Annotated in this window: 8 protein-coding genes; 3 read left to right on the top strand and 5 right to left on the bottom strand. The window is 63.8% G+C overall.

The window, feature by feature from the left end; all coding sequences use genetic code 11:
* Nucleotides 1-60: 60 nt before the first annotated feature.
* A complete protein-coding gene (locus JQ507_02710; protein QRI70471.1) occupies nucleotides 61-3,996 on the bottom strand; it encodes a response regulator in 3,936 nt (1,311 codons plus the stop codon).
* A gap of 316 nt (nucleotides 3,997-4,312) precedes the next feature.
* Nucleotides 4,313-5,125 (bottom strand): response regulator, encoded by an 813-nt coding sequence (locus JQ507_02705; GenBank protein QRI70470.1) that lies wholly within the window; start codon nucleotides 5,123-5,125, stop codon nucleotides 4,313-4,315.
* A 298-nt stretch (nucleotides 5,126-5,423) separates the two neighbouring features.
* On the opposite strand from JQ507_02705, the gene JQ507_02700 reads away from it, so the two are divergent.
* Both JQ507_02700 and JQ507_02695 read left to right on the top strand, forming a co-directional pair.
* Nucleotides 5,424-5,627: a hypothetical protein gene (locus JQ507_02700; GenBank protein QRI70469.1), complete on the top strand. Its 204-nt coding sequence runs from the start codon at nucleotides 5,424-5,426 to the stop codon at nucleotides 5,625-5,627.
* Nucleotides 5,627-6,175, top strand: a complete 549-nt coding sequence (locus JQ507_02695) for a sigma-70 family RNA polymerase sigma factor (GenBank protein ID QRI70468.1) — start codon at nucleotides 5,627-5,629, stop codon at nucleotides 6,173-6,175. Before JQ507_02700 ends, JQ507_02695 begins: the two co-directional genes overlap by 1 nt.
* Before the next feature lie 70 nt (nucleotides 6,176-6,245).
* Here the strand turns inward: JQ507_02695 and JQ507_02690 are convergent, their stop codons facing one another.
* Entirely contained in the window at nucleotides 6,246-9,155 is a 2,910-nt protein-coding gene (locus tag JQ507_02690; GenBank protein ID QRI70467.1) for an EAL domain-containing protein, read from the bottom strand.
* 221 nt (nucleotides 9,156-9,376) lie between these two features.
* On the opposite strand from JQ507_02690, the gene JQ507_02685 reads away from it, so the two are divergent.
* Nucleotides 9,377-9,742, top strand: coding sequence for a methylamine utilization protein (locus JQ507_02685; protein QRI70466.1), 366 nt, complete (start codon nucleotides 9,377-9,379; stop codon nucleotides 9,740-9,742).
* 20 nt (nucleotides 9,743-9,762) lie between these two features.
* Here the strand turns inward: JQ507_02685 and JQ507_02680 are convergent, their stop codons facing one another.
* The gene (locus JQ507_02680; GenBank protein ID QRI70465.1) at nucleotides 9,763-10,746 is read right to left on the bottom strand and encodes a hypothetical protein; all 984 of its coding nucleotides are present in this window, start codon (nucleotides 10,744-10,746) and stop codon (nucleotides 9,763-9,765) included.
* Nucleotides 10,747-11,251: 505 nt separating this feature from the next.
* A complete protein-coding gene (locus JQ507_02675; GenBank protein QRI70464.1) occupies nucleotides 11,252-12,280 on the bottom strand; it encodes a c-type cytochrome in 1,029 nt (342 codons plus the stop codon).
* Nucleotides 12,281-12,311: the final 31 nt, after the last annotated feature.

Genomic DNA, 12,311 nt, shown 5'->3' with positions numbered 1-12,311 from the left:
GGCGCTTTGTTTGAGCATGATCTTTTCGGAAAACCGCTTCGCACTTTTCCGGATCATGCTTTAGATTCCGTCGAGGACCTCGCGGACTTTGGTCGCCAGTTCGTCGATCGAAAACGGTTTCGGCAGCAGATTGGTGCCGGGATCGAGAATGCCGTTATGGATGATCGCGTTGCGGGTGTAGCCCGTGGTGTAAAGCACCTTGAGGCCCGGAATGCGGTCGCGTGCCTGCACGGCGAGTTCGCGACCGGACATGCTCGGCATCACCACGTCAGTGAACAGTAACGCCACCGAAAGCCCGCCATCGAGAAGTTTCAGGGCTTCGTGGGGATTGGCTGCGCTGACCACGGTGTAGCCGAGTTCCCGCAGCGCCTCGACCGAAACGCCGCGCACGCGATCCTCATCCTCGACCACCAGGATGACCTCGTTCGTCCGCCCGCGATATGAGGCCATCGGCACACGCCGGACAAACTCCGGACCGGCTTCGCCAAGATGCCGCGGCAGATATATCTTGACGGTGGTACCGACGCCAATCTCCGAATAAATCTTCACGTGGCCACCCGACTGGCGCACGAAGCCATAGACCTGGCTGAGGCCGAGGCCGGTTCCCTTGCCGACGCCCTTGGTGGTGAAGAACGGATCAAACGCCTTGGCGATGACGTCTGCGCTCATGCCGACGCCGTTATCGGCAACGGCGATCATCACATATTGCCCTGACGGAATCGAGTATGCCTTTGCCGCAACCTCATCGACATAGCTGTTGGCGGTCTCGAGTGTCAGCTTGCCGCCGTCCGGCATCGCATCCCGGCCGTTGACGCAGAGGTTGAGAACGGCATTTTCGAGCTGGCCCGGGTCCGCACGGACCCGCCACAGGCCCGCGGCCAACACGGTTTCGAGACTGATGGTCTCGCCAAGCGTGCGGGCCAGCAGGTCGGCCATGCCGGAAATCATTTTGTTGCCATCGAGCGTCACCGGCGCGAGCGGCTGTTGACGCGAGAACGCAAGCAGGCGCTGCGTCAGACCCGCGGCGCGCTGCGCGCCGTCGATCGCGGCTCCCACGAAGCGCTCGACATCGGTTTCTCCCCTGTCGAGTTTGCGCTGGATCAGATTGAGACCGGCGATAATCACCGCCAGCATGTTGTTAAAGTCGTGCGCGATGCCGCCGGTCAGCTGGCCGACGGCTTCCATCTTCTGAATCTGACGCAGCTGCTCTTCGGCCTTGGTCCGCTCCTGCACCTCTTCCAAGACGCGCTGCTCCAGCGTCGTGTTGAGGATCTGCAATGCGGCTTCGGCGCGACGGCGCTCGGCGACCTCGCGCTCGGCGGCCTGGAATAGCCGCGCAGTGTCGATCGCTGTCGCCGCCTGCGCGGCGATACCGGCGATCAACCGCTCTGCACGATCGCCGAACACACCCGGCTCAGGGTGGCCGAAGAACAGGCCGCCCAGCACTTCGCCGGACCGCGACACCACGGGCGCAGCGAGATAGCTCCGCACCGGCAGATGCCCCTTCGGCATCCCGTAATGCGGATGGTTCTTGCCGTAGCGCGGATCCTTCAGGATGTCGTCGGACCGCACGATCGCATCGCCGTTGAAGGTCGGCGCGAATACCGCCGTGTTGCGCGGCATCGGAAACCGCGAGAACGCCTCGCGCGGTACGCCGGACAGGGTGTAGAGCATGTAGCTCTCGCCCTTGTCGTTGATCACATTGTAGAAAAACGAGCCGAAGGCGGCACCGGTCAATTCGGTCGCGGCATCGGTGACGATCTGGACGGCCCGATCCAGATTGAGCTCGCCGGCGACTGTGCTGCCAACCTTGTTCAGGAGCTCGAGCACGTGAGCCTCCTCTTCAAGCCGCACCGCGCGCTCAGACCGTGTGGCCGACAGTTCGAGATTGGCGGCAACCCGCGCGAGCAGCTCGCGTGCGCTGAACGGCTTGACGAGATAGTCATCGGCGCCGATCTGCAGGCCTTCGACCTTCGCCTCTTCGCCCGCCCGCGCCGACAGGAAGATGACGGGCAGCCCTTTGAGGTCCGCATCAGCGCGAAGCGCATTGAGAAGACTGATGCCGTCGAGCCGCGGCATCATGATGTCGCTCAGGACGAGATCGGGGCGCCGCCGCCATACCGCCTCCAGCGCGGCCTTGCCGTCTTCGACCGCCTCGACGTCATAGAGCGGCGCCAGCAAACGACGTACATATTCCCGCATGTCGGCATTGTCGTCCGCGAGCAGAATGCGGTGGCGGGGCCCGGAGGCGGCAGGCGCGGCCAAACCGAGATCCTCGGGCGAGGACGGATCGGGCCGATCGTCGGTCTCGCTCCCTTCCAGCCATCCGAACGCCTCGTCGAGATAGGCCTGGGCACGGACGCTGCTCCGTTCGGCCGGCGCGATCGCGTTGATCTGATCGGCGGGAAGATGATCCGTTCCGAACGGGAGCGTGATGGTGAACGAGGTGCCGCGATCAATCTCGCTCTCGACCCTTATCTGGCCGCCATGCTGCTTCACGAGCTCCCGCACCAGCGCAAGACCGATGCCGCTGCCCTCGAAGGAGCGGCCCCGTGCGCTCTCGACACGGTGAAAGCGCTCGAACACATGCGACAGCGCCGCCGCGGGGATGCCGGTCCCGGTGTCGCTGACCGTGACTTCAGCGCCATCGGGCGAGGCCTTGACCACGACCGCGATCTCGCCCTCGAACGTGAACTTGAACGCGTTCGACAGCAGATTGAGAACGATCTTTTCCCACATGTCGCGATCGACATAGACCGGCTCGGGCAGCGGTTGCGTCCTGATCGCAAGGCGCAGACCCGCTTTCTCGACCGCGGAGCGGAAGTTAGATGCGAGATCCGACGTCAGCGCCGCAAGGTCGACGGGCTCGAAGCTGGCGGTGGCGCGACCCGCCTCGATCCGCGCAAAGTCGAGCAAAGTGTTGACCAGCTTCAACAGGCGTTGTCCGTTGCGGTGCGCGATTTCCGCCAACGAGCGCTGCGCGGGCAGCAGGTGGCCCTCCCCTCCGGACAGCAATTCCTCGAGCGGGCTCAGCATCAAGGTCAACGGGGTACGGAATTCATGGCTGACATTGGAGAAGAAGGTGGTCTTGGCGCGATCGATTTCGGCCAGCGCCTCAGCGCGGCGGCGTTCCTCCTCGTAGGCCTGGGCGTTGCTGATGACGGCGGCGATCTGCGTCGATACCAATCCGAGAAAGCTCGTATAGCGTTCGTCGAAGAGGCGGAATGGGTTGAGCCCAGCAATCAGGACGCCCGCCACCGCATCGCCGGCGGCAAGTACCGGAAGCACGACGGCCTGCTGCGGCGCCTGGCGCCAGCCACCGGAAGGGAAATCGAGATCGAACAGAGATTTCAGGTTCTGCACCAGCACTCCGTCGCGGCCCGCCAACACGTCGGCGATCGGCCACACTTCGCTGCCGTCGAGCGCCAGCTGCGGCTTTACCCCGCTATGATGCCGGTCGATGCCGCTGGTTGCGGCCAGCCGCGCAACCTGCTCCTCTGGATCGATCAGATAGATCATCGCAAAGGGCAAATCCTGTGGATCGGTCGCAAGGGCCTCGGCGCTGCGCTCGCAGGCCTCGCCGACGTTTCGCGCCTCGGCCGCACGGCTGGCAAGCTCGCGCAGAAGCAAAAGCTGGCGCTCGCTAATGACACGCTGCGTATCGTCCGTATTGGCACAGAAAATTCCGGCGGGCAGACCGTCGGCATCGGGAATCGGGCTGTAGGAAAACGTGTAGTAGGTCTCTTCAGGGAAGCCGTTGCGCTCCATGATCAGCAGCTGGGCCTCGACATAGGTGCCCTCGCTCCCGCTCATCGCCTTGGTGAGGAGCGGCGCGATGTCGTCCCAGATCTCGTGCCAGACCACGCGGGTCGGCTCGCCGAGCGCGCGCGGATGCTTGCCGCCGATGATCGATTTGTAGGGATCGTTGTAGAGGAACGTCAGATCGTCACCCCAGCCGATCCAGATCGGCTGCTGCGATGTGAGCATGATGCGCACGGCAGTCTTCAGGCTGTCCGGCCACGCCTCGGGCGAGCCTAACGATGTGCTTGCCCAATCCAGATTCTTGATGAGTCCCGCAAGCTCGCTGCGGCCGATGAAGAGGCGTTCGGTGAGTTCACCACGATCAGCTATCGGGGTTTGCAATATCGACACAATGACTCCGCCAAGCCCAGGCAATAAGAAGCAAACTCGTGTCGATGATCTCTGTTCCGCAACAGGGGAGGCGCACCCGCCCGGGTTGAACGACCCAAACGAAAAAACCGGCGTACCTTTCGGTACGCCGGCTGGATTTTGCCTCTTGCGTAATTTCAGGTCATGCCGACGCCGCACGCGGCGTGCGGTTGCGCGAGTTGCGCTGGAAGAACAGCGCCTGGCTCGCCACCGCCGACACCATCGCCGGCTGGAACGGTTTCGAGATCAGGAATGCCGGCTCCGGCCGTTCGCCGGTCAGGAAGCGCTCCGGATAGGCCGTGATGAACACCACCGGCACCTCGAAGGTGCGCAGCAGCTCGTTCACCGCATCGAGGCCCGACGAGCCGTCGGCGAGCTGGATGTCGGCGAGGATCAGGCCGGGCTTCTTGTTCGTGGCGAGCGCCACCGCGTCGGAGTGGGTGCGCGCGACGCCGATAACGTTGTGGCCGAGATTCTTCACCAGACTCTCGAGATCCATCGCGATGAACGTCTCGTCCTCGATGATCAGGACATCGGTGGCGATCTCGGCGGCCATCTCGCGGCCGGCGGCATCGGTCAGCTTGCGCGTCTCGGCGATATCGGTGCCGAGAATGTAGCCGACCTCCTCCTCCGAAAAGCCTTCCAGCGACAGCAGCAGGAAGGCCTGCCGCGGCAGCGGCGTGATGTTGGAAAGCCGGCGCTCCGGCGGCAGAGACAGCGTCGCCACGTCTTCATTGTCGTTGTTGTTCACCGACACCGAATTCCAGATCTGGGTGAACAGCCGAAACAGGCCGGCGCGCGGGCCATGCGCCTGGTCCAGCAATGATCCATCCTGCAGCAGGGCCTCGAGCATGGCCCCGACATAGGCGTCCCCCGACGCCTGGTTTCCGGTCAGCGCGCGTGCGTAACGGCGCAGCAGCGGAAGGTGTTCGGCAACGATCTGCGATCGGGACATTCCCACTCCATCCTTGTTCTTAAGCCTGGGTCGTTGGGCCTGGCGGCCCGAAACCCGTTGTCTGGGGACGACAGAACCCAGCTCCGAGAATCCATTTTCCGGGGCGACCCCGGTTCCCCTGCATGCCCGACTACGCGCGAAAGCCGGAAAAGTTCCACGAAATAGTTCCAGCCTTCCGGAACTTTCTGCGCAACTTCGCATTAGCTCCTGACCGACGAGGCAACGCGGCCAGCCTCTTTCTTCGAGGAAACATCTTGGAAATCAGAGACTTAACTCCCGGGGAAGCGTGGATCAGATCATGAAGGAAGTAAAGAAGCAGGGCGGTCTCAACGCCGAGATTCAGTCGAGAATCGGCCACCAGCTGCGCGCCATGTACGACGACGTGGTGCGGCAGGGGGTGCCCGACCGCTTTGCGGAGCTGATCCGCAAACTCGACGGACCCGAGGCTGCCGCTGCGGCCGTGGCCGGGGGCGATCCCGACAAGAACAATGGAGGGGACTAATGCCTCTCACGAATGAACTTCGCGACGACATCCTGGCGTCGGTCCCGAGCCTGCGCGCGTTCGCGATCTCGCTATCCGGTAATGGTGACCGCGCCGACGATCTGGTGCAGGAGACGCTGCTGCGCGCGATCGCCAACATCGACTCGTTCCAGCCCGGCTCCAACCTTCCCGCGTGGTTGTTCACCATCCTGCGCAACCTGTTTCGCTCCGACTACCGCAAACGGCGCCGCGAAGTCGAGGATGCCGAGGGCAACTATGCCAAGACGCTGAAGAGCCAGCCGTCGCAGGCCGCGCATCTGGAGTTCGAGGAATTCCGCGCGGCGCTGGAAAAGCTGCCGCAGGACCAGCGCGAAGCGTTGATCCTGGTGGGCGCATCCGGCTTCTCCTACGAGGATGCCGCGGCGATCTGCGGCTGCGCGGTCGGCACTATCAAGAGCCGCGTCAACCGCGCGCGCTCGAAGCTCTCCGCGCTGCTCTATGTCGACAGCGCCGAGGATTTCGGTCCCGACAACACCGTGCGCGCCGTGATCGGCGGCAATGGCGGATAAAAGAGCGCGATGCTGAAACGGAAAGGCGGCCCGATCGGGCCGCCTTTTGTTTTGCAAGGGATACGGGAACCTAGCTCGCCATCGCCTTCTTGACCGCGGCCGGCTTGAAGCCGCTCCTCAGTTCGAGGATCTTGGCCGCGATCTCGGTCACCGGGACCGGATGGCTGAACAGGAAGCCCTGGGCCTCGTTGCAGCCCTCGGCCCGCATGTGGTCGAGCTGCTCGACGGTCTCGATGCCTTCGGCGATCGTGGTCATGCCGAGGCTCCTGCCCAGGCTGATGACCGCGCGCACGATCGATTTCGATCCATGCGTCGCGGTCGCGTCGCGCACGAAGGATTTGTCGATCTTGAGCTTGTCGAACGGGAAGCTGCGCAGATAGCTCAGCGACGAGTAACCGGTGCCGAAATCGTCGAGCGCAATGCGCACGCCCTGGGCTTTCAGCTTGTGCAGCGTTGCAAGCGTCTCGCTGCTGTTGACGAGGAACACCGACTCGGTGATTTCGAGCTCCAGCCGGCGCGGCGACAATTTCGACGCCGCGAGCGCGTTGACGACGACGTCGGTGAAGTCGGGATCGCGAAACTGCACCGCGGAGACGTTGACCGCGAGCTTCATCTCGCTCGGCCAGGTGACGGCCTGTTCGCAAGCGCGGCCGAGCACCCATTCGCCCAGTGGACCGATCAGGCCGATCTCCTCCGCGATCGGAATGAACTGGTCCGGCGGCACCAATCCGCGCTTCGGATGATGCCAGCGCAGCAGCGCCTCGAAGCCGCAGATGCGGTCGAGATGGAGATCGTAGAGCGGCTGGTAGAACAGCGAGAACTCGTCCTTGAGCATCGCCTCGCGAAGGTCGAGCTCGATCGCCCTACGCCGCTGCAGGCTGGCGTCCATCGCAGGCTCGAAGAAGCGCCAGGTGCCGCGGCCTTCCATCTTGGCGCGGTACAGGGCGACGTCGGCATTCTTCAGCAGCTTCTCGCCGGTGGTGCCGTCGCCCGGCGACATCGAGATGCCGACGCTGCAGCCGACCACGACGCGATGCCCGTTCAGCTCATAGGGGGCGCCGACGCATTCCACGATGCGGCGGGCCAGGCGTTCGGCCTCCTCGCCGCCCTGCACGCCACACTGAATGACCGCGAACTCGTCGCCGCCCAAACGGGCAACGGTATCGACCTCGCGGACGCAGGCGTTGAGCCGGTCCGCGACCGCACAGAGCAGTTCGTCGCCGACCGGGTGCCCGAGCGTGTCGTTGACCTGTTTGAAATTGTCGAGATCGAGGCAGAACACCGCGAAGCCGGATCCGCGGCCGACCTGCGCGACCGCCAGCTCGATCCGTTCGGCCAGCAGCGTGCGGTTCGGCAGCTTGGTCAGGGCATCGTGCCGCGCCATGAACGCGATCTGCGACTCGGCCCGCTGCTGTTCGGTGACATCCTCGCAGGTGACGAGCCAGCCGCCGTCGGTTGTCGGCCGCTGCGCGATGGCGATGATCCGCCCATCGGCAAGATGCTGCAGATAGTTGCCGTCGTGCTGGGCCATCGAGCGCTCGCGCTCCGCCAACAGGTCGGCGACGGTTCGGTCCGCATGATTGCCCGCGGCGACGCTGAGCCCGAGCACGTCCTCCATGGTCATCCCGGGGACGACGAGCTCCGGCGAAATATCGAAGATTTCGCAGAACCGGCGATTGGCGACCTGCAGCCGCGCCTCGCTGTTGTAGAGGCACAGCCCCTGCGACATGTGCGTGAGCGCCGCATCGAGCCGCAGATTGGTCTCGTGCAGCTCCGCCTTCTGCTGCTTCAACGTGGAGATATCGCTGTAGACCAGGACGACGCCGCCCTCCTGCGTCTCGCTGCGGCTGACACGCAGCCAGCGTCCGTCCGACAGCCGCGCTTCGCTCGCAAAACCATCGTTGTCACCGTCGGCCGGCGCCAGGCTCGGGGCATCGAGCCGATCCGATTGCAGAAGCTGCGGCGAGAGGCGGATGAATTCGCTCGCCCGCGAATTGGCCAGCGCGATCTGGCCATCCGCATCGAGCAGCACGACGCCTTCCGGCGACGTTTCAAGCGCGTCGGAAAGCCGCGCCTGCGCGGAGCGGCGTTGCGACACCTCCCGATCGACCATCCGCCTGATGTTGTCGCGCATGGTTTCCATGGCGGTCAGCAGCGTACCCAGTTCGTCGGTACCGCCCTTGGGGACGGTCGCATCGAGGTCGCCGCCGGCGATGCTGCGAGCGGCCCGCGATGCAATGGCGACAGGACCGATGATGCGGCGGGCCAACAACCACGAGAACAGCGCCGACAGGAACAGCGCGACCGTCAGCCCGGCGACGTTGAGCTGCAGGTCCCGCTTGATCGTCGAGAGCGCCTTCTGCCGGAACAGAAAGCCGTCGCCGGCGGTATAGTTCACCAGCAGCTCGACCTGCTGGCTGACGATCCTGGAGTAGCGATCGACGTCGCCGACCGTGGTGCCCGATGCATGCGGATCGACGGCCGAATTTCCCTCCACCGACGATGCGATCGCGCGGCGATGCAGCGCCATCCAGGCGTCGGCAGCTTCCTGGACCTTTGCGGCGGCTTGCGCAGCCCGCGAGGACTGCGACCGGTCGGCCGCGATCGTCAGATCCTCGGAGAGCGTCTTCGCGAGTTTCTCGATCTGGCTGTCGAGGCCGGCACGGATATCCGGATCCGTGGTCAGCAGGCGCTGTGACGAGGCGACCCGCATCGAGGCGAAGTCCGCACCGGCGGCACGGGCGTAATTGATCGACATCAGGGATTCATCGAACGTCTTGGCCACCAGATCGCCGGCGTGGCGGATCCCCAGGATGGAGTATCCGCCGAGCGCGACGGCAACAGCGCTCATCGCGAGGCAAAAAATCAGAATCTGGGCGCGGATCGAACCCTTGGTCAGCGCAAGGCGCGACAGGCGGCCGGTTGCGAACCGAAAGGCCGCAGCGCTCTTCACCTTGAGGTTGCCTAATAGGCTGTCCATACCCGCGTTTCGCCGTAGTGCTCGATGTTCAAGCTACGCAGAAACGCGCAGCGCTGCGGAAGTATAATTGTCTGATCAAAATTGCCTTAGTAGTGACCGGAACTGATGCTGAAATCGTTAAGATCGGCTGGCGATAATCACGGTCATAGGTAAATCCGGGAGGCACCACATGCACCCTGGAGTAGCCGATGTCGGGTGTTCGAGGTTCAAGCGGGGGTTTCATGCAGTTGGGCTTGTTGCGCGCCTTGCGCCTGGGCCGGTTCGGCCGCGCGCCATTTGCGGCAGCGATCGTCACCGGAGCGCTGGCCGGAGCAGCTTTGGGCGCAGGGCCCTATGTCATCTCGCAGAAGGATCGTGAATTCAAGCCCGCCGAGATCTCGATCAAACGCGGCGAGATTTTACGATTCATTAACGATGACGGCGAGCTGCTGCATCACGCTTATTTGAGCAGCGATACGTTCAGTTTCGACTCGGGCGATCAGCAGCCGGGCAGCAAATTCGACGTCACCTTCTCCGTGCCCGGCGACTACACCGTGCTGTGCGGCATTCATCCGAAGATGAAGCTGGCCGTCCACGTCGCCAAATAGCCCCATCGGGCGGTGTCGATCTACAGGATCGAGGTCTTGAAGATCGCGGCATGGCCGAAATAGTAGACGAACAACGTCAGTGACAGCGCGGCGCAAAGCGCGACCGGGGCAAGCCATGGCGCGCGACGATCGCGCGGCAGCACCTTGTTGTCGGCGATGATCGCAAACAGCACGGCGATGATCGCCGAGTGTCCGATCGTGTCGATCTTGCCGAATTCGAAGCATGCGCTGATGAACATCCCCGCCAGCACGGTCGCAGCGCAACGCCGGATCAGCGGCGTCCAGATCAGGGCAAAGGCCAGCGCGAATTCCACCATGCCGGCGGCGCGCATGTAGAACTCGTTGTCGAAGCCGAGGGCCATCCCGGCGTGTTCGATCAGGAGCGGGAAGCTCCACTCCGGATAGGCCCATTTCTCGACCGAGGCCCACATCAACGTCACCGCCGCAGCGTACCGCATCACGTCGATCGGCCGGATGCCGAACAGGTCCTTGTTCAGCCCGATGAGCGCAAAATAGGCGGCGACGCCGAGAAAAATCGGGTAATCGGCGAGATGGAAGATGCCGTAGTCGCGGACACCGATCCCGAACAGGATCGCCATGCCGACCGCCGACAGCGGCAGCGTGCGCCGCGACAGCATGCCGGCGGCGATGCCGAGCTGCAGCGCGCCCACGAAAGGCGACGTCGTCTTCAATTCGGGGGTCAGCAGGATTCCGCCCACGGCCCAGATCGAGATGAAAAAGAAGGCGCAGACCGCGCGCATCATCAACTCGGTGCGCGACCGCAATGCCTCGGTGACGCGGTCGAGCACCCGGATCGTCGCATCCCCCACCGACGTGGGCTCGATCAGGCAGCCCGCAAACAACCAGAAGACGGCGACGCCGAGCAGCAGTTCAAAGTCGAGGCAAAGGACGTTCTCGAGTCCCCGGGGCTGCCCGGCGACATCGTAGGCGCAGAACCATTTGACATGTGCCTCGGCACTGCGCGCGGCTGTCACGCAAAACAAGACCGCTGCAAGGCACGTGGCGAAATAGGAGCGCACAGCCGAGCCGGCATCACGCTCCTGCCCACTAAACATCGAACCGACCGCCCACACATGCACACTTAAGGACTTGTTTAACTTATATCAAATTTTACGCTTTGCGCCTGCCCGTGACATCCGCTGGTTGCATTGTGGTTAATTGCGGCAGGCAAGTCCCGACCCGTCCCAAGTGCAGTGTTTTCCGGCCGGTTCCATCGAATTTTAGCTAATTCCGGCACGGGAGCTCAATTCAACTGTCGTAGTGAAACCCGAACAAATCGGATCGGGAGGCCGGTTAAATGTTCGGTGTTTTGAGTGCCGTGAGTATCGGGGTGGGGTCGGCCCTCGCCTATCTGACAAAGCCGTCCGCTGCGCGCGCGGCGACGCTGGAGACCTGCGCGGGCGCGCTGCTGATCGCAGGGCTCGGCCTGCTTGGGGCCGCACTGCCGCACCTCGCCTGACGAGCCGCCTCCTATGCCCTCTGCAGTGCTCAGCGCGGCAGTTTGGGGATCCCCGCCACCGGTGGGGCCGTTGCGGTCAGGGTCTGCAGGAAGGCGATCAGGTCCTTCTTCTCGCCTGCCGTCAGAGACAACGGCTTGATGTCGGGCGACCGGCTCGGCCGCTCGATCCCGCCCTTGTTGTACAGCTCGATGACATCTTCCAGCGTTGCGACCGATCCGTCGTGCATATAGGGCGCGCGGCGCGCGACGTCGCGCAGTGTCGGGGTCTTGAACGCATATTTCAGCTTCACCGACGTCGGAAAGAAATGGCCGCGCCCGATGTCATGGCCCCTCGCAGTGCCGATATCCTGGAACGATCCGTCTGAGAAGGACGGACCGCTGTGGCAGGACGAACAACGTCCCTTGCCGTTGAACAGCTCGAAGCCCTGCTTGGCCGACGCGCTGATCGCGCCATCGTCGCCCTTGATCCAGCGGTCGAACGGTGCCTCGCCGGCAACGATCGAGCGCTCGAAGGTCGCCAGCGACTGCTCGATCCTCGGCCGGGTGATCGCGCCGTCTCCGAACGCGTGGGCGAAAGCGTCGACGTAGCCCGGGATCGCCGACAGACGCGCGATCAATTCCGCCTCGGTCATGTTCAGGTTCATCGGACTGAGGATCGGCCCGAATGCAACGGATTCGAGGTCCTTGAACTTGCCGTCCCAGCCCAACGGCTCGAAGAAAGCCACGTCGATCAGCGTCGGCGAACGGATCGGCAGCCCCTTCGGATCCTCGCCGATGCCGCGCGGAAGGCCGTCGGCCCATGACAGGCTCGGCTTGTGGCAGCTCGCGCAGGAATGCGTCTTTGATCGCGACAGCAACGGATCGAAGAACAGCATCTGCCCCAGCGCGGATTTCGCCTCGGAATAGGGATTGCTGCTCGGGAAGGGAACGACGTCCGGCCGGCGATAGCTGGCGCGGATTGCCGCAGGGTCGCGGGGCGTCGTCGCCGGGGTCAAGGCAAGCGACAGCCCTACGGGCAAAACTGCCGCGAGCAAGGTCAGGCTGACCCAAAGCCTCATCGGGGTCCTCAGACGGTATCCTGCTCGGTAT

It is taken from the genome of Bradyrhizobium sp. PSBB068 (assembly GCA_016839165.1).
Classification (GTDB): Bacteria; Pseudomonadota; Alphaproteobacteria; order Rhizobiales; family Xanthobacteraceae; genus Bradyrhizobium.
This window is presented reverse-complemented; position numbering and strand designations above follow the sequence as displayed.

Coding starts and splice junctions, on each gene's coding strand:
- JQ507_02705 (QRI70470.1), bottom strand. CDS start 5,125: ATGTCCCGATCGCAGATCGTTGCCGAACACCTTCCGCTGCTGCGCCGT.
- JQ507_02700 (QRI70469.1), top strand. CDS start 5,424: ATGAAGGAAGTAAAGAAGCAGGGCGGTCTCAACGCCGAGATTCAGTCG.
- JQ507_02695 (QRI70468.1), top strand. CDS start 5,627: ATGCCTCTCACGAATGAACTTCGCGACGACATCCTGGCGTCGGTCCCG.
- JQ507_02690 (QRI70467.1), bottom strand. CDS start 9,155: ATGGACAGCCTATTAGGCAACCTCAAGGTGAAGAGCGCTGCGGCCTTT.
- JQ507_02685 (QRI70466.1), top strand. CDS start 9,377: ATGCAGTTGGGCTTGTTGCGCGCCTTGCGCCTGGGCCGGTTCGGCCGC.
- JQ507_02675 (QRI70464.1), bottom strand. CDS start 12,280: ATGAGGCTTTGGGTCAGCCTGACCTTGCTCGCGGCAGTTTTGCCCGTA.